The sequence below is a fragment of the Bifidobacterium sp. ESL1133 genome, from assembly GCF_058107325.1.
Map to the genome: position 1 here is coordinate 171,250 of NZ_JBYLUI010000002.1, position 26,363 is coordinate 197,612.

At 58.8% G+C, this 26,363-nt stretch carries 17 protein-coding genes and 2 pseudogenes; 8 read left to right on the forward strand and 11 right to left on the reverse strand.

Annotation, left to right across the window (positions count from 1 at the left end):
* Positions 1–52: 52 nt before the first annotated feature.
* Entirely contained in the window at positions 53–1,576 is a 1,524-nt protein-coding gene (hflX, locus tag AC3B5A_RS02900) for a GTPase HflX (protein ID WP_489798954.1), read from the reverse strand.
* 229 nt (positions 1,577–1,805) lie between these two features.
* Between hflX and AC3B5A_RS02905 the strand changes: the two genes are divergently transcribed.
* The 5 genes and pseudogenes from AC3B5A_RS02905 (at position 1,806) to AC3B5A_RS02925 (ending at position 9,726) form a co-directional block, all read left to right on the forward strand.
* Positions 1,806–2,507: a class I SAM-dependent methyltransferase gene (locus AC3B5A_RS02905; protein ID WP_489798710.1), complete on the forward strand. Its 702-nt coding sequence runs from the start codon at positions 1,806–1,808 to the stop codon at positions 2,505–2,507.
* Positions 2,504–3,155 (forward strand): annotated as a pseudogene (locus AC3B5A_RS02910) (DEAD/DEAH box helicase); the annotation flags it as partial. The gene AC3B5A_RS02905 and the pseudogene AC3B5A_RS02910, both read left to right, overlap by 4 nt.
* A gap of 77 nt (positions 3,156–3,232) precedes the next feature.
* Positions 3,233–6,721, forward strand: a pseudogene (locus tag AC3B5A_RS02915) (DUF3418 domain-containing protein); the annotation flags it as partial.
* Between the two features lie 198 nt (positions 6,722–6,919).
* Positions 6,920–7,171, forward strand: coding sequence for a hypothetical protein (locus AC3B5A_RS02920; RefSeq protein WP_489798711.1), 252 nt, complete (start codon positions 6,920–6,922; stop codon positions 7,169–7,171).
* Between the two features lie 557 nt (positions 7,172–7,728).
* Entirely contained in the window at positions 7,729–9,726 is a 1,998-nt protein-coding gene (locus AC3B5A_RS02925; RefSeq protein WP_489798713.1) for a mucin-binding protein, read from the forward strand.
* A 234-nt stretch (positions 9,727–9,960) separates the two neighbouring features.
* On the opposite strand, the gene AC3B5A_RS02930 is transcribed toward AC3B5A_RS02925, so the two are convergent.
* From AC3B5A_RS02930 to AC3B5A_RS02945, 4 genes are all read right to left on the reverse strand, one after another.
* The gene (locus AC3B5A_RS02930) at positions 9,961–10,143 is read right to left on the reverse strand and encodes a hypothetical protein (protein ID WP_489798715.1); all 183 of its coding nucleotides are present in this window, start codon (positions 10,141–10,143) and stop codon (positions 9,961–9,963) included.
* A gap of 3 nt (positions 10,144–10,146) precedes the next feature.
* On the reverse strand, positions 10,147–12,720 hold the full coding sequence (locus tag AC3B5A_RS02935; RefSeq protein ID WP_489798716.1) for a DNA gyrase/topoisomerase IV subunit B: 2,574 nt from the start codon (positions 12,718–12,720) through the stop codon (positions 10,147–10,149).
* Positions 12,721–12,762: 42 nt separating this feature from the next.
* A complete protein-coding gene (locus AC3B5A_RS02940; protein ID WP_489798718.1) occupies positions 12,763–14,169 on the reverse strand; it encodes an RNA polymerase sigma factor in 1,407 nt (468 codons plus the stop codon).
* Between the two features lie 159 nt (positions 14,170–14,328).
* Entirely contained in the window at positions 14,329–14,952 is a 624-nt protein-coding gene (locus tag AC3B5A_RS02945; protein WP_489798720.1) for a DUF4192 family protein, read from the reverse strand.
* A 323-nt stretch (positions 14,953–15,275) separates the two neighbouring features.
* Here AC3B5A_RS02945 and AC3B5A_RS02950 point away from each other — a divergent pair, with 323 nt between their 5' ends.
* Positions 15,276–16,457, forward strand: coding sequence for a polyprenyl synthetase family protein (locus tag AC3B5A_RS02950; RefSeq protein WP_489798722.1), 1,182 nt, complete (start codon positions 15,276–15,278; stop codon positions 16,455–16,457).
* A 96-nt stretch (positions 16,458–16,553) separates the two neighbouring features.
* Positions 16,554–18,620 (forward strand): Stk1 family PASTA domain-containing Ser/Thr kinase, encoded by a 2,067-nt coding sequence (locus AC3B5A_RS02955; protein WP_489798723.1) that lies wholly within the window; start codon positions 16,554–16,556, stop codon positions 18,618–18,620.
* Between the two features lie 151 nt (positions 18,621–18,771).
* Here the strand turns inward: AC3B5A_RS02955 and AC3B5A_RS02960 are convergent, their stop codons facing one another.
* A complete protein-coding gene (locus AC3B5A_RS02960; protein ID WP_489798956.1) occupies positions 18,772–19,485 on the reverse strand; it encodes a lysophospholipid acyltransferase family protein in 714 nt (237 codons plus the stop codon).
* Between the two features lie 55 nt (positions 19,486–19,540).
* Between AC3B5A_RS02960 and AC3B5A_RS02965 the strand changes: the two genes are divergently transcribed.
* Complete coding sequence (locus AC3B5A_RS02965; protein ID WP_489798725.1) at positions 19,541–20,158, forward strand: hypothetical protein; 618 nt, start codon at positions 19,541–19,543, stop codon at positions 20,156–20,158.
* Between the two features lie 15 nt (positions 20,159–20,173).
* Here AC3B5A_RS02965 and trpD read toward each other — a convergent pair whose 3' ends face one another.
* The 5 genes from trpD to AC3B5A_RS02990 all read right to left on the reverse strand — a co-directional run bounded on the left by trpD (position 20,174) and on the right by AC3B5A_RS02990 (position 26,357).
* Complete coding sequence (gene trpD / locus AC3B5A_RS02970) at positions 20,174–21,223, reverse strand: anthranilate phosphoribosyltransferase (RefSeq protein WP_489798727.1); 1,050 nt, start codon at positions 21,221–21,223, stop codon at positions 20,174–20,176.
* A 359-nt stretch (positions 21,224–21,582) separates the two neighbouring features.
* Complete coding sequence (gene secA / locus AC3B5A_RS02975) at positions 21,583–24,456, reverse strand: preprotein translocase subunit SecA (protein ID WP_489798729.1); 2,874 nt, start codon at positions 24,454–24,456, stop codon at positions 21,583–21,585.
* A gap of 204 nt (positions 24,457–24,660) precedes the next feature.
* Complete coding sequence (gene hpf / locus AC3B5A_RS02980) at positions 24,661–25,338, reverse strand: ribosome hibernation-promoting factor, HPF/YfiA family (protein WP_489798731.1); 678 nt, start codon at positions 25,336–25,338, stop codon at positions 24,661–24,663.
* A gap of 133 nt (positions 25,339–25,471) precedes the next feature.
* Positions 25,472–25,864 (reverse strand): fluoride efflux transporter FluC, encoded by a 393-nt coding sequence (locus AC3B5A_RS02985; protein ID WP_489798733.1) that lies wholly within the window; start codon positions 25,862–25,864, stop codon positions 25,472–25,474.
* Position 25,865: 1 nt separating this feature from the next.
* A complete protein-coding gene (locus tag AC3B5A_RS02990) occupies positions 25,866–26,357 on the reverse strand; it encodes a fluoride efflux transporter FluC (protein WP_489798735.1) in 492 nt (163 codons plus the stop codon).
* Between the last annotated feature and the right edge of the window lie 6 nt (positions 26,358–26,363).

Below are 26,363 nucleotides of genomic sequence, written 5' to 3' on the forward strand. Positions count from 1 at the left end.
ATGGGCGTTTCTCCTGTCAGCTTACGCATTACAGACCTGTTTATGCGCAGGCTCACGCCATATCCGCACCCGTACCTGCACGCGCAGCATCACCGTCTTCATCCAACGCCTCGCTCATGATCTTTGCCGCCAGCCGATCATCCACCTGAGCTTCCAGCCCGATGCCTTCGGCCAGATATTCCACGCGGTCCACTACCCCGAACCGTCGCACTTGGTCCAGCAGCGAGCCTCCAGAACCATACGGCAGCACCGCTTGAACATGCACTGCAGGCTTGGGCAGCAGCGTTTCGACCGCCTGCTTGAGTTCTTCCACACCTTCCCCGGTGCGTGCGGAAACCATGAATGACTCCGGCTCAAGGTTGGACAGTCGTTCCAGCACACCCGGCTGCGCCAAGTCACGCTTGTTGAAGGCCAGTACGCGAGGTATACGCTCAACACCGGCTATGCCGGCCAGCACCTCGTCTACGGCTCGGATCTGCGCCAACGGGTCTGGGTATGAGGCATCAACAACGTGCAGAATCACGTCAGCCTCTCCCACTTCTTCCAGCGTGGACTTGAACGCTTCCACCAGTTGAGTGGGTAGACGACGCACAAAGCCCACCGTGTCAACGTACGTGTATGAACGCCCGTCTTCAGCCTTTGCGCCGCGAACCGCAGTGTCAAGCGTGGCGAACAGAGCATTCTCCACCAGCTCGCGAGCGCCGGTAAGCCGGTTGGTGAGCGAAGATTTGCCGGCATTGGTGTACCCCACCACGGCTACGGTGGGCAGACCGGTGCGCCGCCTTGAACCGCGTTTGACTTCGCGCCCTGGAGCCATGGCGGCAATCTGGCGTTTGAGTCTGGATATTCTTGTGCGGATCACGCGTCGATCCATCTCGATTTTGGTTTCGCCCGGGCCTCTGGACCCGATGCCGCCGTTCACTCCCGCTGCCTGTCCGCCGGCTTGGCGTGAAAGTGAGGCGCCCCAGCCACGCAGTCTGGGCAGCATGTATTCGAGTTGCGCCAACTCCACCTGCGCTTTGCCTTCACGGCTGGTGGCGTGCTGGGCGAAGATATCGAGAATGACCGCGGTGCGATCCACCACTTTGACCTTTGCGGCGTCTTCGCGCCCACGGCGCTGGCTCGGTGCCAAGTCGCCGTCCACCACGATGGTGTCAGCTTCTTCTCTGGCTACGATACCGGCTATTTCTTTGGCTTTTCCTGCACCCACGTAGGTGGCGGCATCTGGTTTGAGCCGGTGTTGCAGCACACCGTCACATACTTGGGCGCCGGCGGTTTGCGCGAGCGCGGCCAGTTCCCTGAGCGACTCCTCTGCTTTGGCGGCTGTGGTTTCGGCATTCGACCACACGCCTACGAGCACGACCCGTTCCAGTCGCACTTGACGCACTTCCACTTCGGTGATGTCTTGCAATTCACCCAAGCCAGCCACGTGTTTCAGCGCATTGCGAGATTCTCGTTCTTGCCAGGCCTGTTCGTCGGCCGTCTCGGCGCTCTGGCCGTCGATCAGTACATCGCTGTGCAGATCGAGCACATCATGGTAACCGCCGCGGCGCGCAGTCGTCTCCTGAAACGGCACAGCCGCGTTGCCGGTCTTGTGCTCCGTATGGCGCTCAGCTGTCTCTTGCTGTTCTGCGGAACCTCCTTGAGCATGTGGTTCCGTCGCTTGCTGGTGTGACGACCGTCGGGTCGCTGCATGCTGTGTCAATAACACCTCGCCTATCGCTGTTCGACAATGGTTTTATTATGATTGTTTTGGCAGACAAGACAGGCTGTGTCGATCGGCCACAGGAGCAGAGGGAGGCGGCATGCACGAGCAGGCACACACGACGGAGCCGGGACATCAATCACAACAGTATTTCGCTTCTTCCCCGCAAACACCGCACAAGCGCCGCACACTCCAGGTCACGTTGCGAGGGCACGAGGTAACGGTGACGAGCGACGCAGGGGTGTTCTCCAACTCGCGTCTCGACCTTGGTACGTCGGTGTTGCTGCGCCACGCTCCCGAACTACCGGCGACCGGAACGATGCTTGACATTGGCTGCGGCTGGGGGCCGATCGCCTTAGCGCTGGGACTGGAGCGACCTCAGTGCGACGTGTGGGCGCTTGATGTCAACAATCGTGCGCTTGAGCTGACACAAGACAACGCGCAGGCCTTGTCGCTATCTCATATCCACGCGGTTCATGCCGACGAGATTCCAGCTGATGCGGGCTTCGATCTTATCTGGTCGAATCCGCCCATTCGCGTGGGAAAAGAGGCGTTGCACGAACTGCTTATGACTTGGCTGCCTCGTCTGAACCCGGGCGGGGCCGCCTATTTGGTGGTTCAACGCAATTTGGGGGCGGATTCGCTTATTCCCTGGCTGGCACAGGCGCTCGGCGATGAGTTCGGCGTGAGCAAATATGCCAGTTCCAAGGGGTTCAGAATCATTGAGGTAACGCGCGCAGCATCATCGCAGAGCGTATCACCGCAGACCGCTGCACCACAGACGAAGGCAATGCAGGCATGAAATACGAATACCCAATGGTTCTTCCGGTCAGCGCCGCACACGACCGCATTGTGCAGGCCGTGCGTGAGTCGCAAGTGGTCATCATCTCCGGGCAGACGGGATCGGGCAAAACCACGCAGATTCCCAAGATGCTCATGGAAATGGGACGAGGCACGCACGGCAGACAGATCGTGCATACCCAACCCCGCCGTTTGGCGGCACGAACGGTGGCCGAGCGCCTGTGCGAGGAGACCGGTACACGCTTAGGCGACGAGATCGGCTATCAGGTGCGGTTCACGGATGAGAGCTCGAAGGACACACGACTGCGCATCGTCACCGACGGCATTCTGCTGGCGCAGATTCAGCGCGACCCCAAGCTCAACCGTTACGACACCATCGTCATTGACGAGGCGCATGAGCGCAGTCTCAACATTGATTTTCTGCTCGGCTATCTCACTGCCTTGTTGCCCAAACGGCGCGATTTGAAACTCATCATCACCTCGGCCACCATTGACTCGCAAAAGTTCCAGGAGCATTTCGAGCACGCACTGCACACCAGCGTACCGGTCATCGAAGTATCCGGGCGCACGTACCCGGTGCAGGTGGTGTATGAACCCATAGGCGGCGTTCCGGCACTGATGCGGCACGTGCCCGGATTCGCCGATGGGTCGCTCCCCCAAGCAGGGCAGGAACGTGACAGCATCGCAAAACCCGGCCGCAACTCCGACCGTGAAGCCACCAACGCCGAAGACATGCCCCGAGCAGTAGCCCGGGCGTGCGCCGAACTGGTCATCCATTCCAGCCATGACCCGGGTGCCAGGGACATTCTGGTCTTCGCCGCCGGCGAGCGCGACATTCACGAATACGAGCGAGCGCTCCAACACCACTTCGGCCCTCGTTCCAGCGATATGCGCCGCCCTGATGCCATCGAGATTGTGCCGCTCTACGCCCGTCTTTCCAACAAGGAACAGCATCGCGTCTTCGAATCCCACAGTCACCAGCGCATTGTCATCGCCACGAACGTGGCCGAAACCTCGCTCACCGTGCCGGGCATCCGCTACGTGGTGGATCCGGGTCAGGCGCGCATTTCACGCTATTCAAAGACCGCCAAGGTGCAGCGCCTGCCCGTCGAGGCCATCAGCCAAGCCAGCGCCAACCAGCGGTCTGGCCGTTGCGGGCGCATCGCCGACGGCATCGCCATCCGTCTCTACTCCCCTGAGGATTTTGAATCTCGCCCCGAGTTCACTGAACCGGAAATCCTGCGCACTTCCCTAGGAGCGGTGGTGCTGCACATGCTCTCGGTAGGTGTGGCGCATAACACTGACGATGTGACGCATTTTGGCTTCATCGACCCGCCGGACACTCGTTCGGTCTCCGACGGTTTCAACGAGCTCACCGAACTCAAGGCCATCAAGCGCACCAAGGGCGAAGTGACGTTAACCCACACCGGCAGGCAGCTGGCACGCATTCCCATCGATGTGCGCCTGGGACGCATGATTCTCGAAGCCGCCCAGCGCACCACCCCCAACACGTTGGCCGCAGTGCTGGTGGTCGTCGCCTTTTTGAGCCTGCAGGATCCTCGCGAGCGCCCGGACGAGGTACGCGAGGAAGCCGACCGCATCCATAACCGCTACGCCGACCCCACCAGTGATTTCCTCACCGCGCTCAACCTGTGGGATCGTGTGTTCGGCCCGGACGGCAAGGCTTCGAATGCCGAGCTGCGCCGCATATGCAAGGCTGAATATCTCAGCTTCCTGCGTTTGCGGCAGTGGAAGGATCTTGTCGCACAGTTGCAGGACATGTGCCGGAGCATGCATTTCAAGGTTGGCGTCCCCGAGCCGCTGTCACGCCCTGACGCCACGGTGTTGGCATTGCCGATCAACCAGCAGGCGGCGCATAGTCTGTGCTGTTCGTGGGATGCGCAGGGCATTCATACCTCGATGCTTGCCGGACTGCTGTCGATGATTGGCATGCAGGTGGTGCGTGAGCCGAAGGCCTCCGATTTCGCCGGGCTCAAAGGTGCCGCCAAAGCCAAGGCCATCAAACGTGCCAAGAAGCAGTCGAAGAACGAATATCAAGGTGCGCGCGGCACGAAGTTCGCGCTGTTCCCCGCCTCTGCGGTCGCGAAGACCACGCCGTCGTGGGTGATGAGCGCCGAATTGGTGGAGACGTCCAGATTGTGGGCGCGCCAGTCCGCACAGATCGACCCGGCGTGGGCCGAACCGCTCGCCGGCGGACTGACCCGTGTCACCTACGCCGAACCGCACTGGTCTGGATCCAGAGGCAGTGCCATAGCCAGCTCCAAAGTATTGCTGTACGGGCTGCCGATTGTGCAGGACAGGCCGGTGCAGTGGGGTCGCATCAACCCGCTCGAGGCTCGTGATTTCCTCATCCGCCAAGGTTTGGTGGAGGGTGACATCGAGCAGCGGTTCGCGCATGACGGGTTCGTGGAGCGCAACCGCAGCGTCATCGACGAGGCACAGGAGGATTCCAGCCGTACACGTCAGTCCGCCTGGTCGGCGAGTTCTGAGGATCTGTTCGATTTCTACAATGCCGTCATCCCACGCACGGTCACTTCGGTGGTTGATTTGGCCAAGTGGGTCAAGGGATTGTATGCCGACCGGCAGCGCACTGGCACCCCCTCGGTCGCTGCCGACTCGCGCAGCACCGACTCGCGCCACACCTCCGGTAAGAGCAGCACAGCCACGGCGTCCAACGTCGATCCGGAGCAGCTGCTTACCTTTGACCCGAGCCAAGTGGATCGTTTGCAGGAGCAGAGCAGCGTAAGCCTCGAGGATTACCCCGACAGATGGCACACTGTGGGCACGGACGGCACGCCGATCGATCTGCGGCTCAGCTATGTGTATGACACGTCGGATCCCGCCGACGGTGTCACTGTCCACGTTCCCATCGGCATGCTTTCGCGTCTGCGGCCTGAGGAATTCACGTGGAATGTGCCCGGTCTGCTGGACGAGCTCATTGTGAGCACCATCAAATCGTTACCCAAGGCGCTGCGCGTTCAGTTCGTACCGGCACCGGACGCGGCACGAGCCATTCGTGCCGTGATCGATGAACAGTACCCCGCTTTGCCCGGCACCGGCGAAGACAGGAAACCGAACCTGCCTCCAGCCCAAGATACGGCAGACAGCAACGGCTGGCCTGACTTCACCCGCGCTTTCACCCAAGCTGCGGTAAGCCGTCTGCAGGCGCAGCTGCGCCCCGAATCATTGGGCGAGGCGGAGCGTGAGAAACTGCCGCCATACCTGCGCATGACGTTCAGCGTAGAGGCCGAGACACCGAAATCCCATTCGTCTCGACGCCGCAATGGCCATCGCTCTGCAAAACAGCAGGTCTCGGTATTGGGCCGTGGCAAATCCTTGGCGGAACTCCAACAGCGATTCGCCAAGCAAGCGCAGGATTCCGCGCGTCAGGGCATCGCCAAGCAGGCCGATCGCGCCGGCAGGCAAGGGCATGTGGTGGAGCAGGCCAACCTGTTGCACAAGGCAGGTGCCACCACCCGTTCTCGTTCCAGCATGCTTTGGGATTCAGCTCGTGAAGCACTGGCGCTGCCCAGTGAGCGCATCAGCTCACGCTGGCTCGGCGCCGAGGCGCTCATGCTGGCTTCATCCCCCTACTCTTCCACCAAAGAGCTTACCGACGACCTGCAGTTGGCGGCGGTCAAACGACTGTTGCCGAATGTTGGAGACTTGGGAAGCGATGCCGCTTTGGCAGAAGCCATTGATGGATGCCGAGACCGGTTTGAAGACACCGTGTATGCAGTCGGCCAGGATGTGGTCGCCGTGCTTAAGCGGTATGCCGAAGTCGATCAGGCTTCAGGGGGCAAGGCCGAGCTATCCATGCTGCCGGTGCTTCAGTCGGTGCGTGAGCATATCGCCACATTGGTGTTCCCCGGTTTCGTCGGCAAAACGCCTCCTCTTTCCCTGCCACGCGTCGAGCGGTATCTGCATGCCGACCTGCTGCGTCTGACTAAGGCAAAAGCCGACAAGAATCGAGATGTTCGATGGGCTTGGCAGGCTGACGAGGCAAAAACGGTGGTGGATGCAGCGCAGGAACGTGCGCACACCATGCCGGCAGGCCCTGCTCGGGATGAGGCAGAAAGTAAGGCGCAGACTGCCCGTTGGCTGTTGGAGGAGTTCTATATCTCCCTGTGGGCGCAGGAGTTGGGCACCAAGGAGTCGGCCAGTCTCAAGCGCATCAAGAAGGTTCTGTCATAGATGCAGCTCACCGGCGGTAATGGATATTACTATGCAAATAATATGCATATTGTCAAGCACAGTATGTAAAGTTCATTACATTATCTTGCAGCCATGCTCGAAGTAACATCCTCAGCACGGCCACAAGCATAGACGAATATTGAACAGTTGCAGAGTCCGCATGATCCGCAACGGCAGGCATCGAGACAGAGTCTGTGCATGAAACATATGCACGGCAGACCGGGGGCACCAATGACCATGCTTTCACCACAAATCAGCACCAACACCGCGGCAAAGTCCACGCGCACCCGTCTACTCGCGGGCATTGCCGCCGTAGCCACTCTGCTCACCGCCTTCGCCGCAGGCTCAGCCACCTACGCGGATACCGCCACCGCAGAGACACAAGCCCCAACAGAGTCTACCCAAAACGGCAATAACATTACCCCCCCCCCAGCAACGCTGGCACGTTAGGGACTGAACCCACCACATCCATCCAAACCAAAACCGGCACCACCGCCAACGCCATCAGTTCCGACATCACCCTCCTCAAAGGCGAAACCACCACAGTACAGCCCGCTAATCAGACACTCAGCACACAAGAATTCCAACGTCTCGGCGCTAAAGGCTCATTCAGCATCAACGCAAGCAATCTAGTACCCGGCAACTCCGTTACTCTAGCCACAATCAAACAAACCACCACCGCTCCATCCGGAGCCAAGGCAAGCTTCGCCAGTGCAGGCAGACCCATCACTCTTCAGGACAACAACGGCAACGAGGTCGGCACCATACAGTTCGACGATTCACTGCAAGCCCTCACGCTGCAGGTAACAAAAACCAGCACCGCAACCGGCACAACCAGCTTCTCTTTCTCAGCAATGCTTCTCATGGTAATCAACTATGAGACTACCACGACAGCAATGCGCGCTCTGCCGTTCGACAACACTCTGTCTGTCCAAAGTTGCGCGAATAGTGCAACGACAGGAACCTTACGATCTTATACATTCCACATCAACGCGCTCGCCAGTCTCATGGACGCAACACAACTGCAAGTTGACCAGCTCAACTACAACATCAGCTCAGAAGACTTCAATGTATACAACGTCAAATATCACGAACACATCCGTACCAACACAGACCTGCTGTACATGAACAGCAATGGAGGCCAACTCGGCACCCTACCAGAAAACGACGTCAAACAGAACTTCCAAATCAGCTCAAGCAACCAGCGCATCGCACCAAAATACTTCAAATACGAACTTGGCAGCTACTACGTGTCCGCTAGCAACAACAAGATTCAAGGCGTCCCTGGATGGGCCATCCCCTCCGTTTATGAGCCAGCGGCGCTACAATTCACTATCACCTGGACAAATGCTGGTGACAATATCAACCAAACGGCTTTGCGACAGCAAGCCAACGCGACAGGAAAGACCATAGCCATGTATTCGCGACAAGCCGACGGCAGCTACCGGTGCGCCACGACTCTTAAGTATGCCGACACCGTGCTCACCAACGCACAAATCGAAGACAGCACCCGCAAAAACATAGCCGCAGCAGCACCCAATGCGAACGTAGACGCCGACGTACAAGCCACCATCAAATATTACAACGGCATTCTGCACCGCGGAGCCATGTACGTCGCCTTGATACCGGGATTCTCACTCTCCGATCAATACACGCTTTCTACATTGACGTTCAAATCCTTCGACGACTCTGGAACCCCCATCAACACGCCAAGTAACACCACTGCCCTGACCGCCAACACTCAGCCCGTCAACATTGCAGCTTCAGGACAGACGATAGTGAAATCCCACTATCTTGGCCTCGACGGCAACCTCATGAGTCCCGTCACCGCCACCGCAGGAGACCCGACCGGCAAAGCCAATTCCATTACCGGAGTGAAAGGCACCGCCTCCGCTTCCACCACACCGACGGACATAGCCGGCTACCGGCCGTTGACCGTCGCCGATCTGAGCTCGTTGACCGCGGCACAACGATCCACCATCGCTACGACTTTGGGTAGCACGGACTCCAGCGTGGCAGGCCTGACCGCACTGGCCAACAAGAACAACGGCAAAACCGTCTGGGCCACCAGCAACCTCTCCGTCCCCTACCCCGGAGAAACCGGCAAAACCTACAACAGCAACGGCGACATCGTCACCGCGGGCACCGCCGGCTCCACCACCGGCTGGGGTGCCACCGACGTGTACTACTTCTACACGCTGGCCAACCGAACCATCACCATCCAATATTCGAAAGTCCCCGACACCTGCAACCCCGCCAACAATGACTGGGCCTCCTGCACCGGCAACCAACCCGTCACCGCCCACAATCAAACCTTCACCAACCAACCCGGCACCAACCTGCACGAAACCCTGAACTACACCGACAAACTCTTCGGAGCAGACCGCGCAGTCGGCGTACCCCCTGAAGTCACCGTCACCGAAAGCAGCAACACCACCAAAACACGCACCTTCACCCTCAACACCAGCATCCCCAACAACGACACCACCCTCACCATCTACCTGAAAAACAACCAAATCAAGAAAGACGCCGGAGTGAAAACCATCACCCGCACCGTTCACCACAAGTACGCCGACGGCACCACCGCCGCCCCAGACACAGTGCAGACCAGCACCTGGAAAGAAGACTTGTTCTACGACATCATCTACCCCAACACCCCGCCACAGCATTACAACAACTGGCACAACACCGACACCATCGGGTTCGATGCCGTCACACCGAACAAGGCCGGCTACCTGACCAACCCGCGCACGGTGAACGCGATCACCGGCATCACCAGCAACGGCACCACCAGCAACCCGAACATCACGTTCACCGCCACTGACCCGGCCAATCCGAACACATCCAACCGCACGCTGGACATCACGGTCACCTATCACCGTGCCATCACCCGCATGCCTTTCACCGGCGGAAGCGGAGTACTCATCGGCGGCATCATCGCCCTGGCACTCCTCGCCGTAGCAACACTGCTCACCCGCCTGCGCAACAAGCGAACCAACCAGTAACCAGGAACAAATAACCATGAGGGTGAGCTCACACTACCAGTGCGAACTCACCCTCACCCATAGCCCCTCTTCATTCAGTAGGGACGAATCAAGCTAAAACTCTCTTCACTCGAAAACCAAAACGTTGGAATTTCAACAATCTGCAAAATCGATGTAACGCCATACCCTGCTTTTCGTCCTTACGGAACGAGCCAACACCATGAACAGCTCATTCCGTGAGTACTTTCACGCAGGCTACACAACCACCACCTCAACAAGAACGTTGAAATTCCACCAATCTCTAATATCGATATGCTGCAAGTCATCATGAAAGTACTCACGGAGCAAATACACCGATGAGTAATACAGGCAGCCAGTCGCCAGCGCAGCCGCAGCAGCACCGCTTTCGGCGTAGCAACGGCGGACGCGAAGCATCATCTATCAGGTGTCGATCTTGCTGCGGTCGAAATCGTCGGCGTTCTGGACGATGAACTGTTTGCGCGGAGGCACGTCGTCACCCATCAGCAGCGTGAAGATGGCACTGGCATCTTCGGCTTCCTGCATGGTGATGCGGCGCAGCATACGGGTGCGCGGGTCCATGGTGGTGTCGGCCAGCTGGTCGGCGTCCATCTCACCCAGACCCTTGTAGCGTTGCACATCCGGGTTGTAGGTCATGCCTTTGGTATCCAAGTCGCGCAGCTTGCCTTCCAGCTCATCGTCCGAATACGTATAGATGTATTCACCTTTGTGCTTGCCGGTCAGCGCAATGCGGTGCAACGGCGGCACGGCGGCATAGACGTGCCCATGCTCGATGAGCGGGCGCAGGAACCGGTAGAACAGCGTGAGCAACAGGATGCGAATATGCGCACCATCCACATCAGCATCGGTCATCATGATGACCTTGTCGTAACGTATCTGCGACACGTCGAATCCGGCGCCGGACCCCGCACCAATCACCTGGATGATGGCGGAACATTCCTTGTTGGCCAGAATCTGCGTCATGCTGGCCTTCTGCACGTTGAGGATCTTACCGCGAATGGGCAGCAATGCTTGGAATCCGGAGTTGCGCGCAGCCTTGGCGGTGCCCAATGCGGAATCACCCTCCACGATGAACAGTTCTGCCACATCGTCGTTACCCGGCTGGCAATCCGAAAGTTTGGCCGGCATAGAAGCGGACTCGAGCGCATTCTTGCGGCGCGTCACCTCTTTGGTTTTGCGCGCTTGGATGCGAGCGTGCATTTCGCCCACAATCTTCTCCAGCACGCGGCCCGACTGCTCTTTGAACCCGCGCTTGGATCCGGTGATCATCTCACCGAACTGCTGGTCGGTCATCTTCGAGACGATGGGGCGCACCGGAGCTGTGCCGAGCACGTCCTTGGTCTGGCCTTGGAACTGCGGCTCGGCGATGCGCACCGTGACCACGGCCACCAAGCCGGCCATAATGTCGTCGCGTTCCACCTTGGTTTTGGAGTCTTTCAAGTTGACTTTGAGCTTGCGCGCGTTCGCTTCCACCGCCTTGCGCACCTGCTTGGTGAGGCCTTGCAGGAAGCCGTCTACGTGCATACCGCCGCCAGGGGTTTCCACTACGTTGACGAAGCTGCGAATGGTGGTGTCGTAGTCATTGACCCAGCGCAACGCGATATTGACCGTGCAGCCGCGCTCTACTTCCTGAGCATGCAGGTCGCCATTGTCGTCCACGCTCTGCGTTTCTTCGGTGTAGGTGCTTTCTCCGCTGATGTGCCAGATGTCGGAGACTGGCTCGCCGGACGAGAGGAAGTCAACGAAGTCCTTGACGCCACCGGTGTGCAGGAACTCTTCCACCCTACGATGTGAAGCGCGAGGTTCGAGAACTTGGTCGCCTTCCTGGGCCTGCTGCGGCTGCGTATCACCGTCTTGGTCGCTGCCAGCGCTAAGTCCGTCGACCTCGTCGGCATCCTCTGTTGCAGCAACATTTTCGTCGACTGAACGGTCCGTTGCAGAGCTGTCACCCGCAGCTCTATCCGTTGCAGAGCCATCATTGGCCGAACCGTCACTTGCAGGCTCGCCAGCCACGGAACCGTTAACCGCAGCATCGTCAACCTCGTGCTCCTCTTCGGTCACACTGATCGACGGCGCTGGAGGCATCATCGCAGCTTGAACAGCGGAATGTTCCTCACCACTCTGCTCATCAGACAGTTCCGGATCACGCTGGTAAGACGGCTCACCCGGCGTTCCTGCTTCGCTCTGATACGTTTGCGCTCGCACCGCTGATTGCGCGGTATCCACATCGTTCTCGATGAATTCATCGATCTGAGCATCGCCGGTTTCGGGGATGTTCTCGTCCACCACCACGATTTTCAGACCGGGCACCAGGAAGCTGGTCTGCCGCACGCGTTCGATGAGCTGGTCGTAGCTGAACTTGGCCGTGCTGTTGAAAATTTCCGGGTCTGCCCAATACCGCACACGCGTGCCGGTGGTCTTGGGGGAAACTTTGCCAATGATCTCCAACTCGGTAGGACGCCCTTTGCGCGTCTTTTTGAACTTGTTGGACGGAGAACGATGCTCGGCATCCACGTCTTCGTACACACCGGGATGCCCTTGGTGGAAGGCCATATGATAGGTGCTACCGTTACGGTCCACTTCCACGTCAAGCCTTGAACTCAACGCGTTGACCACCGAGGAGCCGACACCGTGCAGACCGCCGGCCGCGTTGTAGGAGGAGTTGCCGAACTTAGCGCCGGCATGCAGTTTGGTAAGCACTACTTCCACACCGGTAAGCTTGGTTTTCTTTTCCACATCGACGGGAATGCCTCGGCCGTTGTCGGCCACTTCGATCGAACCGTCGGCGTGCAGCGTCACCACGATTTTGGTGCACGCGCCCGCCAAAGCCTCATCCACTGCGTTATCGATGATTTCCCACAGGCAGTGCATAAGTCCTTGGCTATCGGTCGTGCCGATGTACATGCCGGGGCGCTTGCGCACCGCATCGAGCCCTTCGAGTACCGAAAGATCGTTTGCACTGTATGCTTCTACCATCGATTACTACCCAAATTCCTCACTGACGAGCGTGTGCGTATGTCACTGATCCAAGAAGTCCCGCAAGGTCTGCGAACGCGAGGGGTGGCGCAGCTTGGACATGGTCTTCGACTCTATCTGACGGATGCGTTCGCGCGTCACCCCATAGACCCGACCGATGTCGTCAAGCGTCTTGGGCTGTCCGTCTTCCAGACCATAGCGCATCTTGATGACGCCGGCTTCTCGGGGCGAGAGCGTTTCGAGCACTTGCCTGAATTGCTCTTGCAACAGGGAGAAGGCCACAGCCTCCGAAGGCGCGATGGCATCGGTATCTTCGATGAGATCGCCAAATTCGGAGTCGCCGTCCTCACCGAGCGGAGTGTGCAGGGAGATTGGCTCACGGCCGTACTTCTGCACTTCCTGCACTTTCTCGACAGGCATATCCAACTCACGGGCCAGCTCGTCGGGCGTGGGTTCACGGCCCAGATCCTGGAGCATCTGGCGCTGCACACGGGAAAGCTTGTTGATGACCTCGACCATGTGCACCGGCACGCGGATGGTGCGCGCCTGGTCTGCCATGGCGCGGGTGATGGCCTGACGAATCCACCATGTGGCGTATGTGGAGAACTTGAAGCCCTTCTTCCAGTCGAATTTCTCGACCGCTCGAATCAGACCCAAGTTTCCTTCCTGAATAAGATCGAGGAAGAGCATGCCTCTGCCGGTATATCGTTTGGCCAACGAGACCACGAGGCGCAGGTTGGCCTCCAGCAGGTGATCCTTGGCCTTCTTGCCATCATTCGCCGCCCATTTGAGTTCACGCTTACGCTTGAACTCCATGCCCTCGGATTCGGTGTCCAGCAGGTGCTGAGCATACAGACCGGCTTCGATGCGCTCCGAAAGATCCACCTCTTGCTCGGCGTTCAGCAGGCTTACTCGACCAATCTGCTTGAGATAGTCCTTGACTGGGTCGGCTGTGGCACCCGACGTGACGATGCGGCGCTTGGGGTTGCCCGAGGGCGTGAGATTGTCGTCGTCATCGTCATTCGAGACCACGAATGCACCCTTGGCCTTCGGCAGATCCACGTGGCGTGAACGGGGTTGCCGTTCGTTGTCATCGTCGTCCTCCGGCTCATCATCGCCAAGGTCGTCCTCATCATCCTGATCATCGACGTCATCATCTTCAAGAGCGTCGTCAAAATCGAGGTCGTCGTCCTCTAGATTCTGATCGTCGACCTGCTCGTCAACGATGTCTTCGTTGTCCTCGGACTCTACGGGAGTGTCTACCTCAGGGGCAATCGCTTCATCTTTGCTGCCTTCGCTCTTTGCACGAGTAGTACGCTTGGGAGCCGCCTTGGCGGTACCCGTCTTCTTGGTGGTCCGTTTCTTCGGTGCGGCCTTCGTGTTCGTCCCTCTTGACTCTTCCTGAGCCTGATCAGCTTCAGCAGTTACTGCCTCGTCCCGCTTCGTCAACCTTCTCCTCCTGCATGAACCGAATCTACCAAGTGCATGTGCGCACGCGAAGGTGCAGGCACGGTACTCGTGACCCAAAACCTCTATAGGAGTTAACCATCTTGTGCGGACGATTATTCCCTGTCGGTTCAAGATTTTACCAGTACGTCACGAGTGGATTCACAAACACCATGCCGGACGCAGACCTTTAACCTGCGCCAAGGCTACAATTCTGGCCAGTGTGCATTCTTCATCTATGGCGAGCGCCTTGCGCGCACACACCGCAGCCTCATCCAGGTTCATCCACCACATCACATAAGACATCACCGCCAGTGGCTGAACACCGAAACCGTTGGGCAAACGATGGGTCATTTCCTCAAGCATGGACATGCCTGCCATGCACCACGTGGTGTCAGGCTCTATTGTCCTGTCATTGAACGCTTCATCAAGAAGACGGTAGAGATAGCGCACGTTGGCAGGCTCATGCGGATGCATGGCGTATTCGAGTATGGTGGAACACCCAGTGCCGGAGCTGCCTTCCACCAGCGAGAGAATCAGGGCATCTCGTACCGCAAGGGTTTCCTTCATACCTACCACCAGGGCCGATACGCTGCGGTCGCTCAACGACTGACCTCCTGAGCCAAGGTTGGCATACCATTCCCTGAACGGCTGAGCAAGCAGCCGGTGACGGGCATCTTCCAAACCGCATTCGCGTTTCTGCCGTGCCAAGGTTTCCAAGAATCCGCTTATTTCGTTGTCATCGAATCTGTGCCGTTCGCTCTTACAGTCCGTGTCCGTCCTCATACCGGCGTAAGTGCTTGCCTCAGCAGCGTGCCGGTGTACGCATCGATGCCCTTCGGCCAATGCTTCGGACCGTTTGTTCGTGCGTTTGCATTTGCAGGCATCGCAGGTATTTCGTGTCTTATCGGTGTTGTTCCGTACTGGTGATGCGGTCATGTTGCGCTCCTTCTGCGACATTCCGTCGGCCGTGGTTCTTACAGGACCTTCATCTTGGCAGCTTTGCCGCAGGCTCGGAGACGAATTGGAGCATTGTGGACGAAAGGTCGGCAATAATCGTCGCATTGTGGATAACCGTGTCGCACGCTCCTTGGGCTAGGCTTGCGTATATGCCCAACACCGCATCACCCACAACGATCAATACACGCATCAACGCTCTCACCGAGCAGTTCATGAGCGAGAACCACACTCATGTGGCCGCATCGTTGCAACCGGCATTGCGATCGATAACAGAACAAGCGTTTGCTTCAGCAGAAGGCGGCAAGCGACTGCGTGCCCTGCTGCTGCTCCAAGCCGCCGACAGTGCCGGCCTCACCCATACAGGAGCCATGTCCCCCCTGCCATCCAAAAAGCCAGAGGCGAACGGAACGACAGAGCACTCCATTGCAGTACAGGACAGCTGCGGTACGGCCGATAAGGGTGACACCGGGGCCAATGCCGATGCCAATCCCACGCTCGATTTGGCGTGTGCTGTGGAAATATATCAGACCAGCGCACTCATTCATGACGACATCATCGACGATTCCCCACTACGCCGCGGCAAGCCGAGCGCGCATCGCGCTTTGGGACTGGCGGCAGGAGATACGGAAAGCGGCATGGGACTGGCACTCATGCTGGGCAACATGCTCTCCACCTTGAGCGCCAGAATCGCCGCTGACGCGGCACACACCATGCACAAGAGCACCATCACCGACATTTTCCTCGACATGCAGCGAGCCGTGGAGATCGGACAGGTACTCGACCAAGCCGCCCAACGCTCCGACTTGAGCTCCCCCGAAACACTGGTGCAGTCCGCACTCAACGTCTATGCATGGAAAACCGCAAGCTACACAACCATTGCACCGCTACGCCTCGGTCTGCTGTGCGCCGGCATGGACGACGACACGGCACAGCGAGCGGCACAGAGTATCGGTTTGCCGTTGGGGTTGGCATTCCAGCTGTATGACGACCTTATCGACATCACCGGCGAGAGCGCGACCACAGGCAAACCCGTGGGGGGCGATGTGATTGAAGGCAAGCGCACCGTGCTCGTGGCCGATGCCCTCAACGCCGCACGCAACGCTCAGCATGACAGACTGCTCAGCATGTACCGAGCCCAGACGCGTACCGATGCCGACCGCCAGGACGCACTAGACATCTTCGAAGACACCGGTGCCATCGCCTCCTCCAGGCAGCGCATCGCCCGTTATATACAGCAAAGCGATGATGCGATACAGACTTTGGAATTACCGCAAAGCGCACGCCAATCCCTAACCGATATCTGCCACCGCTTCTGCCCCATCACCGACTGACTGCGTCTGTCATCCAAGCTGTGAGCGTGAGATACCAAGCCGCATGTACGATATAAGGAGACGTCGCACACCTACAAGGAGCACCATCGCTACATCATGACTGAAGCCGAAACCATCACGCCGGGCCAACTCATTGACGACCGGTACCGCATCGAGCAGTCCATCGCCGAGGGAGGCATGGCCACGGTCTACAAGGCCCACGACGAGCGGTTGGAACGCACCGTGGCGCTCAAGGTGATGCACACCCAGTTGGCGCAAGGCCCCCAACGAGACCAGTTTGTGGAACGATTCCACAGAGAGGCGCGTTCTGCGGCGGCCATCGCCAACCAACACATCGTGCAGGTGTACGACACCGGCGAATGGCATGGGCTGAGTTTCTTGGTGATGGAATACGTGCACGGAGTCAACCTGCGTCAGGAAATGAACTCGCGCGGCACCTTCGACGTGCGCGAAACCGTGCGCATCGTCTCCCAGACCCTCGACGGACTGGCCTCTGCACACCGGGTGGGGGTGATCCACCGGGACATCAAACCCGAAAACATCCTGCTCAACGACCGCGGCCGTGTGCAGATCACCGACTTCGGCCTGGCGCGTGCCGTGTCCCAGGCCACCGTCTCCACCACCGGTATGCTCTTGGGCACCGCAGCCTACCTGCCGCCCGAAATCATCGAAAACAACGAAGCCACACCACAAGGCGACCTGTACTCCGTAGGCATCATGGCTTGGGAGATGATCTCCGGCTCGGTTCCCTTCCTCTCCGACAACTCAGTGACCATGGTCTTCAAACATGTGCATGAAGACGTGCCGCCGTTGAGCGAGACCTGCCCGGGCATCGACCAGAAAATCTCGGACTTCGTCTCCCATCTCACCGTACGCGACCTACACCAGCGCCCCAATGACGCCGACGCCGCCATGCAGGAGTTGCAGGCGCTTGCAGCCGAACTCGACGCCGATGCGTGGAACTTCCGCGTTCCCCCGGCGGTTCCCGCTCCCCCACAGCCTGCACAGGCACGCAGCGCAGCCAGCAACAGCGGCACAGAGTCGCTCACCCAATCGTTCACCGCGATGCAAACCGCCCAGATCACCTCGCAGATTCCCGGTAAAGGCAAAGGGAAACAAGCATCCCAATCGCCGGCGCAAGCCAACGATGCGCATGGCGCCGCACCGGCAACAGCCAAAAATAAAACCGGCAGCAAACGCCGTCGCACTATATGGATCAGCATTCTTGCCGCGCTCGCAGTGGTGGCGTTGGCCGGGGGTGGCACCGGATGGTGGTACTTCCTCGGCCCAGGTAGCTACTGGGCGATTCCCAAGCCAGACGATCTGCAGTGCGGAGAAGGGGTATGCCCCATCAAGAACGTGCAGTGGAGCCGATATGAGAGCACGCTCAAAGTCGCCGGGATTCCCTACAAAGTCACTCAGGACTTCAGCGATACCGTAGACAAGGGCAAGATCATCTCCACCTCGCCCGACTCGGTGAACTCCAAACTCAGCAAGCGCAACGGCGCCCAGCTCACCGTCACCGTCTCCAAAGGCGTGAGGCAGTCGACCATTCCGCAGGACATCACAGCAACTCAGACCAAAGATCCGATCAAGGCGCTGCGTGACGCCGGATTCACCAACATCGAGCATGACACGGCCAAAGATGCTTATTCGCAGACCTTGCCCGAAGGTGTCGTCTCCAGCATTGACCCTGCTCCCGGCACCACGCTCAAGCACAATGCCAAAATCACTGTAGTGCTCTCAAAAGGCCCTATGCCGGTAAGCATGCCGGACGTGACGGGACGCACCAAGGACGAAGCACAGTCCGCGTTCGACGATGCCAAGCTCAACGCCAACTACAGCGAGGAGTACAACGATACGGTTGCCGCCGGCACGGTGATTTCCGCATCGGTTCCCAAGGGCACACAGCTGCACTGGGGCGACTCGGTCAACGTCAAGGTCTCCAAGGGGCCGCAAATGGTTACCGTACCGGACGTGAAGGGCAAGAACGAGGACGAGGCATCGAAGATACTGCAGTCGATGGGACTGGGCGTGAAAATCTCCTCGCCCTTGGGCGACATCACGCACACCGTGCGTTTGCAGTCACCTGACCCCGGCCAGCAAGTGCCGGTGCACGACAAGGACGGCAACGCCACTGTCATCACACTTACCGTCGTGTGAGGCAACGCTGTGTGAGGCACGAGCCTTGTAATACACACGAGCCTTGTGAATACACAGACGCCGCAGCATTCTTCCCGTGCTGCGGCGTTTATTTCGTGTTGTGACCGTATCTGTCTGGTCGTGCTGCCTTCCAACACAGTCTAAGCAGCACCTACCGGTCCAAAGAGCGCCTGCTGCTGTGACTGGTGGCTTGATTCAGTCGAGCCTTGACGGTTTGCGCATACTCGTCCACATACTCCTGGCCGCTCAGTTTGGCGATGCGTCTCATGAGTTCGTCGGTCAAGCCTCGTAGGTCATCATGCGTAATCTCTTCAGGCTTGCGCTTGGCAACCTCAATAGGCTCACCATACACCACGCGGGTATAACCGCTGCTCGGAACAACCTGCCCGGGAGCCTGAATCTCACGGCTGCCGATCACAGCGGTCGGTATTATGGGGCATCCGGTCTCCAATGCCAGTTTCGCAGCTCCGGTATGCCCCCGGTACAGCTTGCCATCAGGACTTCTCGTCCCCTCAGCATGGATGCCGAACAGGTGACCGTCTTCGATGATCTCGCGCGCATGGTTCAACGCACCGAGCGATTTGGAACCGCCTGAACGGTCAACAGGAAACACCCCGACCGATTCGAACCACCACTTGATGAATTTGCCTTTAAGTCCCTTGCCTTCGAAATATTCGGCCTTGCCCATGAAATGAATCATGCGCGGACTGGTGAGCGGAATGAGCGCGTCGTCTATCACCGCCAAATGGTTCGAGGCAATGATGCCTCCGCCATTCTTGGGAATGTTCTCCACACCTTCACCGACAGGGTGCATCCGCCAACGTGCAATTGGCCCCAACCCCTTGACGAAAAACCAGTACAGCATGGATTTGTCTCCCATTTACCGCGGCCATGGCCGGCCGGCATACTACAGTAGCTTTATGACTAGCTTCAAGGATAGCAACGAGGGTGACGAGACGGCCACGCCGAAGGCGAACAATACGCCAAACCATGGCGGCACCGACTCGCGTTCCAGTTCAGACGATGCACTGTGGGCGCAGTTCGAGCGGGAGCATGCCGACGATTTGAATGATATCAGCAGCTCACGCAGCGCCAAGAGCTTTGAGCGGCACGCACGCAGACAGCAGAGGAAAGACGAGAAGATACGCAATAAAGCGGAGCCGCACAGTACAGGGCCGCGCAATAAAGCGGAGCCGCACAGTACAGGGCCGCGCAATACAGCACCACAGGGCGCAGGTCCGCGTGACTTCACCGGTTCGAGTTGGCTGGATGTGGATGACGTGATGGACAGTTTCGACGATTTCACTCCCCCGAATCCAACCATCGGCCCTGTCCCTGCGGCAAAACTCGTCTTCTGGACACTGCTGATCGTCGGTATTGCTGGCCTTATCGCCACTGTCTTCTTCCCCGCACATGCCGCAACACTCGGCACGGTATTCGGCCTATGCGCGCTTATCGGAGCGGTCGGGCTACTGATCCAACATCGTGGTTTCACCCAGACACGCTCCGGCGCGGACGATGACGGGGCACGCGTGTAGCGCAGGCAGCGCCGGTCAGTGTTGCATACCACCAGCTACCTGCACCCAGCGCTCCAGGAGCGACTTCGCCTTACCGCTGTCTACCGTCTGCTCGGCGATGGCATACGCTTGGCGGAACCGCTCTGCCAAGTTGCCCTCACCCACTTGATGCCCGTCTGCCACAATCGCCGAAGCAGCATTGAGCAACGCCGTCTGACGAGCAGGAATGTCTTTGCCGTCAAGGAACTCATGGAATATACCGGCATTCACTTCCGGCTTGCCACCGCGCAGCGCAGACACATCAATGCGTTCCAGTCCCAGTTCAGCGGCTGGATCGAACTGCGTTGCGTTCACTGAGCCATCGGCAATCTCCCAGACTGAAACAGGGCCGGTGGGAGCCATCTCGTCGAGGCCTTCAGCAGAGGTATAGACCATACCTGTCTGTCCACGCCCTGCATAGACCTGCGCCATCAATGGGCTCAATTGAGCGTCTGCGCAGCCGATGGCGACGTGTGCCGGGTTGGCTGGATTCGTCAACGGCCCCAGCACATTGAACACGCACGGAATACCAAGTGCAGAACGCACCGGCCCCACGAAACGCATGGCTGGGTGGAAGGTCTTGGCGAATGCGAACGTGATGCCGACTTCCTCGCCTACAGCCGCAACCTGGGCAGGCTCCAGGTCGAGCGGCACACCCAGCTGCTCAATGACATCAGCGGCACCGCACTGCGAGGAGGCGGCGCGGTTGCCGTGCTTCACGATTTTGACGCCGGAAGCCGCCGCAACCACCGATCCCATGGTGGATAGGTTGACAGTGGCAGCACCGTCTCCACCGGTACCCACAATGTCGGTGGTCTCTCCTGAGACATTCAGAGGCACCGCGTGCGCCACCATGGCCTTCGCTGCCCCGTCAATCTCCTGTTCGGTGAGACCAAGCTGCTGCTGCATGGACAACACCGCACCGACCGCAGCAGGATTGGCATTGCCTTTCATGAGTTCATCCACATACCATCGTGACTCCTCCGCGTCCAGGTGGTCGCCACCGACCAGCTTGGTGAGAATCGATTTCCATGTGATTCCAGCCATATCGCCCTCCTAGATGCGAATGCGCGGCGGGTGCCGCGAGCACATGTGCCCGTGCAGATGATGCACAAACACAATTACGCTCCATTATACTCTGAGCTAAACCTCACCGCGCAGTACATCTTATATGGCGACCTACCGCTATTCGCCTCATTCTTGCGATTGCCATATGGCGCCAGAAGATTTCCATGTATCCGCATTCCGGCAAAGTATCGGCCATGCCCCACCTATGCAAGACGGCGATGCTCCCGAAGGAACATCGCCGTCTTTATCTCAGCACCATTATCGATTGGTGCGCCATGCCATCCGCTGCCCGCAAGTCACTCGCACATTACACGAGGGACACCCAAGAGCTAGAGGCATTACTCCTCGTTCTGGCCGTGGCACATCTTGTACTTGCGTCCGGAACCGCATGGGCACGGAGCATTCTTGGCCGTACCCGGATAGGTCTTGCCATCCGACCATGGCGTGCCTGCCTCAGTGGACTTCGGGCGCTTGCTGCGCGCCACCTCTCCATCGGCGTGGCTCATCGGCTCCATACCGATGATTCCTTCCTCATGCTCGAACGTCCCCGGCTCATCGCCTTCGTTGGGATCAGCGGGAGCAGAAGTGAAGGTATCCTGTTCGCCGGCAGACGCGCTGTCAACACCAATCGCGGATTCGGCATCCTCGACCGCGTTGTCTGCTTCGGATTCACTCTCGCTCGTCTCGGAAGCCTCTTCTTCGCTGCGCGCCACCTGCTCGGCATCCACATGGAAGAGCAACTGCACGGTCTCTTCCTTGATGGCCTCCATCATGGCGTTGTACATCGAGAAGCCCTCACGCTGATACTCAACGAGCGGGTCACGCTGACCCATACCACGCAGACCGATGCCGTCCTTCAGGTAGTCCATCTCGTAGAGATGTTCGCGCCACTTGCGGTCGAGCACAGCAAGAACGACACGACGTTCCAGCTCGCGCGTGCCTTCAGCACCAACCTGCTCTTCGATGGCGTCATACTGCTGCTGTGCGTCGGAAAGAATCGTGTCCTGCAACGATTTCGCGGCCTTGTCTCCCTTAAGGGAAGCGACGCTTTCCTTGGTCTCGTCAACATCCAAAGTCACGGGATACATGGACTTCAGAGCGGTGAACAGACCGTCCCAATCCCAGTCAGCCGGCTTGTCCGAACCCTTGCGGGCTCCATCAACGTAGCTGGTAACAGTATCCTTCATGAAGCGTTCGATATCCTCGTGAATGTCGGCGCCGCTCAACACGGCCTGACGCTCGGCATAGATGACCTTGCGCTGCTTGTTCATCACATCGTCGTACTTGAGCACGTTCTTACGCATTTCGAAGTTGCGGGATTCCACAGACTTCTGCGCGGTACGCACGCCCTTGGAAACGCTCTTCGCCTCAATCGGCTCCCCCTCGGGCAGACCCTTGGCCATGACGCGCGCCACCAGCTGGGTGTTGAAGAGGCGCATGAGGTCGTCCTCAAGGCTTAAGTAGAAGCGGGACTCGCCCGGGTCACCCTGACGGCCGGAGCGGCCACGCAGCTGATTATCGATACGACGGGACTCGTGGCGCTCGGTGCCGAGCACGTACAGGCCGCCAAGCTCGGTAACCTCTTCATGCTCATCCTTGGCCTGCTCCTTGGCCTGAGCCAACGTACCGGCCCAACGCTTCTCATACTCTTCTGGCGTATCGTCAGGTGAATAGCCCTCGGCCTTGAGCTTCTGATCGGCCAGGAATTCGACGTTGCCGCCGAGCATGATGTCGGTGCCTCGGCCAGCCATGTTGGTAGCCACGGTGACGGCACCCTTGCGGCCGGCCACTGCCACCACGCCGGCCTCTGCCTCGTGGTGCTTGGCGTTGAGCACCTGGTGCGGAATCTTCGCCACGTCGAGCAGAGCGGAGACCACCTCGGAGGATTCCACCGAAGCGGTGCCGAGCAGAACCGGCTGGCCCTTCTTGTGCCGCCGCGCCACATCCTTGACAATGGCGGTCAGCTTTTCCTTCTTGGTGCGGTAGATCAGGTCGTCCTTGTCTTTACGCACCATCGGACGGTTGGTCGGAATCGGCAGCACACCTAGCTTGTAGGTGTTCATGAACTCTGCGGCCTCGGTTTCGGCGGTACCGGTCATGCCCGAAAGCTTGTCGTACATGCGGAAGTAGTTCTGCAACGTGATGGTGGCGAAGGTCTGGTTCTCGGCCTTGACTTCCACGTGCTCCTTGGCCTCGATGGCCTGATGCAGACCCTCGTTGTAGCGACGGCCCGAGAGGATGCGGCCGGTGTGCTCGTCCACGATGAGCACTTCGCCGTGCGTGACCACGTAGTCCTTGTCCCGCAGGAAGAGTTCCTTGGCCTTGATGGCGTTGTTCAGATAGCCGATGAGCGCGGTATTGTCGGGTTCGTAGAGGTTGTCAATGCCCAGGAAGTCCTCCACCTTGGAGATACCCGGATCGAGAATGCCGACGACCTTCTTCTTCTCATCCACCTCGTAGTCTTCGTCGCGGGTGAGTCTGGTGACGAGCTTGGCGAACTGGTTGTACCAGCGCGTCACGTCTCCCTCGGCAGGACCGGAGATGATCAGAGGAGTACGCGCCTCATCGATAAGAATGGAGTCGACCTCATCGACGATGGCGAAGTGGTGGCCGCGCTGCACCAGTTCGCTCTTCTCCCACGCCATGTTGTCGCGCAGATAGTCGAAGCCGAACTCGTTGTTGGTGCCGTAGGTGATGTCGGCGTTGTATTGCTTGCGGCGCTCGGCGGGCTTCTGATCGGTGATGATGCAGCCCACGTCCATCTTCAGGAAGCGGAAGATGCGCCCCATCAGTTCGCTCTGATAGCTGGCCAGGTAGTCGTTGACGGTGACGACGTGCACGCCCTCACCACTCAACGCGTTGAGGTAGGACGGCAGCGTGGCCACCAAGGTCTTGCCTTCACCGGTCTTCATCTCTGCGATGTTGCCCCAGTGCAGAGCCGCACCACCCATGAGCTGGACGTCGAAGTGACGCTGACCGAGCGTGCGCTTGGAAACCTCACGCACCGTGGCAAATGCCTCAGGCATAAGCTTGTCAAGCTTCTCACCATTGTCGATACGCTGCTTGAATTTGGCCGTCTGCCCTTGCAGCTCCTCATCGTTGAGCGCGGAGATATCTTCCTCACACGCATTGACGGCCTTCGCCACGTTCTCAAGCTTCTTGATCTGGTGGCCTTCGCCCATGCGAAGGGCCTTATCAACGAGATCTACCACTATTACTCCCTTGGGTTCGTTTTCACAACGAGCAGACCGAGCCCTGCTGAGCCCGGCATAGTCTGCCTCATATATTACGCTGCGGCGCAGATTTTAAACATTTCGTTGCATATGCGCATAGAAAACGGGAGTCTGCCTTACGACAGGCTCCCGAACCGCGACCATGTGCACTGGTTGCTTACCTTGAATCAGGATCTTTGAAAGTCATCGAGCGCCGGCTTTGCTCACACGCTCCTTGGTATCAATCTCAAAGACACCGTAGCTCCACCCGTGGCGACGATATACCACAGAAGGCCTGTCGGTCTCCTTGTTGACGAAGAGGAAGAAGTCATGCCCCAACAGTTCCATCTCATACAGCGCCTCGTCAATGCTCATCGGCTCGGCGATATGGAGCTTGCGACGGATGACAATGGGAGTGTCTCCCATCTGCACCTCAATGGACTCCCCTGGCTGCAAATCCACGTCCACCGATTCTTCAGAGCTCTGCAACTCGTCGTCTGAATCCGAAGAAGACTGCGGCGCTTGAGGCTCCGGCACGACTCCCATGTCCACCGGAATCTGCTCGTTGTATCCGCGGCGATGGTCCTTGCGACGGTCACGCACACGGCGCAAACGCACGGTCAGTTTGTCAAGCGCCATGTCCAATGCACTGTATTCGTCGGCGCTCGAGGCTTCGGCACGCACCACTGTGCTACCTGCGGTCATGGTAATCTCCACACGCTTGGCGGTATCTGCCTGACGCGGGTTACCTTCGCGCATTACCACAATCTGCACTCGCTGGGTATCAGGGGCGATGGCGCTCACGCGGTTCATCTTGCTCTCGGCCACGTCGCGGAACTTCTGCGTTGCCTGCATATGACGACCTGTAATGACAATCTCCATGAGGACCTCCTCTGGTAGGGCCGGCTATTGCGCCGACTGAATGGGGGCTACACTGCTCGCCCGTTGCCTCCAGTATAAGCTAGCTCACACATGAACGGCAAATTTCGGGTGCGGCGAAATCGGAGCATAAGAGCTAAAACGCTCCAGTCAGCGCAAAACCTGCGGCGAGCGCCGCCATGCTCAGCACCAACATGCCACCGGCATGAACCGTTGCCTGCCAGGGGTGGCCGGCAATCAGCAGCTTCGCCCCTTCCACACTGGCTGTGCTGAATGTGGAATAGCCGCCCAGGAACCCGGATGCCAGCAGATAACGGGCTTCGCCGCTCAACAGGCCAGCCGACGCAAAACCGGTCACCGCACCGATGAGCAGGCACGCGGTGGCATTGACAACGACGGTACCGAGCGGGAATCCCCCATACCGGCAGCGTAGACCAGCCACGAGCCGGTTGACCAGAGCGTCGACTTCCATACGCGCTACTGCACCCACACCGCCAAGCAGAGCGGCCGCAACCATGACACCGTTCATTTCAGCTCCTATTCCCGTCTCCGACCCCGAGGTCTCGTCGGCCATCGCTATCGTCTGAGCCCGGTGAGCGCCGCACTTCGGACCGAACCGCAAGCAGATGCCCGACCCATAGGCCGAAAGCAGCCGTCAACAGACCCGCCGCCACACTCAGCACCGCGTACCCAATCGAGAGAGCCGCCGCACCATCGACCAAGCGCGTCCAAGATTCCAGAGCGAAGGTGCTGTAGGTGGTGAACCCGCCGATAAGCCCGGTGCCCAAACCAAGCCGCGCCACACGTTTCCACCCATCTTCTCCCACACGCGCAAACCAGCCGGTCAGCATACCCAACAGCAAAGAACCAGCCAGATTGATGAGCAACGTCACCCACGGCCACGTTCCCGTAGCTGCAGGCAACGATTCAAGCGCCAGTCGTGCAAGTGAGCCGAGGGTTCCGCCCGCAAACACCGCCACCACTTCGGATGCATGAGGGTGACGGCTCCACCAGCTGAACACCACTCT

Bases quoted from the DNA above. Each gene is read 5' to 3' on its own strand.
- AC3B5A_RS02960 (WP_489798956.1), bottom strand. From the start codon at position 19,485: ATGCTGTACTGGTTTTTCGTCAAGGGGTTGGGGCCAATTGCACGTTGG.
- AC3B5A_RS02945 (WP_489798720.1), bottom strand. From the start codon at position 14,952: ATGAGGACGGACACGGACTGTAAGAGCGAACGGCACAGATTCGATGAC.
- trpD (WP_489798727.1), bottom strand. From the start codon at position 21,223: ATGGCTGGAATCACATGGAAATCGATTCTCACCAAGCTGGTCGGTGGC.
- AC3B5A_RS02920 (WP_489798711.1), top strand. From the start codon at position 6,920: ATGAAACATATGCACGGCAGACCGGGGGCACCAATGACCATGCTTTCA.
- AC3B5A_RS02985 (WP_489798733.1), bottom strand. From the start codon at position 25,864: ATGAACGGTGTCATGGTTGCGGCCGCTCTGCTTGGCGGTGTGGGTGCA.
- AC3B5A_RS02930 (WP_489798715.1), bottom strand. From the start codon at position 10,143: ATGATGCTTCGCGTCCGCCGTTGCTACGCCGAAAGCGGTGCTGCTGCG.
- hpf (WP_489798731.1), bottom strand. From the start codon at position 25,338: ATGGAGATTGTCATTACAGGTCGTCATATGCAGGCAACGCAGAAGTTC.
- AC3B5A_RS02905 (WP_489798710.1), top strand. From the start codon at position 1,806: ATGCACGAGCAGGCACACACGACGGAGCCGGGACATCAATCACAACAG.
- AC3B5A_RS02965 (WP_489798725.1), top strand. From the start codon at position 19,541: ATGACTAGCTTCAAGGATAGCAACGAGGGTGACGAGACGGCCACGCCG.
- AC3B5A_RS02955 (WP_489798723.1), top strand. From the start codon at position 16,554: ATGACTGAAGCCGAAACCATCACGCCGGGCCAACTCATTGACGACCGG.
- AC3B5A_RS02935 (WP_489798716.1), bottom strand. From the start codon at position 12,720: ATGGTAGAAGCATACAGTGCAAACGATCTTTCGGTACTCGAAGGGCTC.
- AC3B5A_RS02925 (WP_489798713.1), top strand. From the start codon at position 7,729: ATGGACGCAACACAACTGCAAGTTGACCAGCTCAACTACAACATCAGC.
- AC3B5A_RS02950 (WP_489798722.1), top strand. From the start codon at position 15,276: ATGCCCAACACCGCATCACCCACAACGATCAATACACGCATCAACGCT.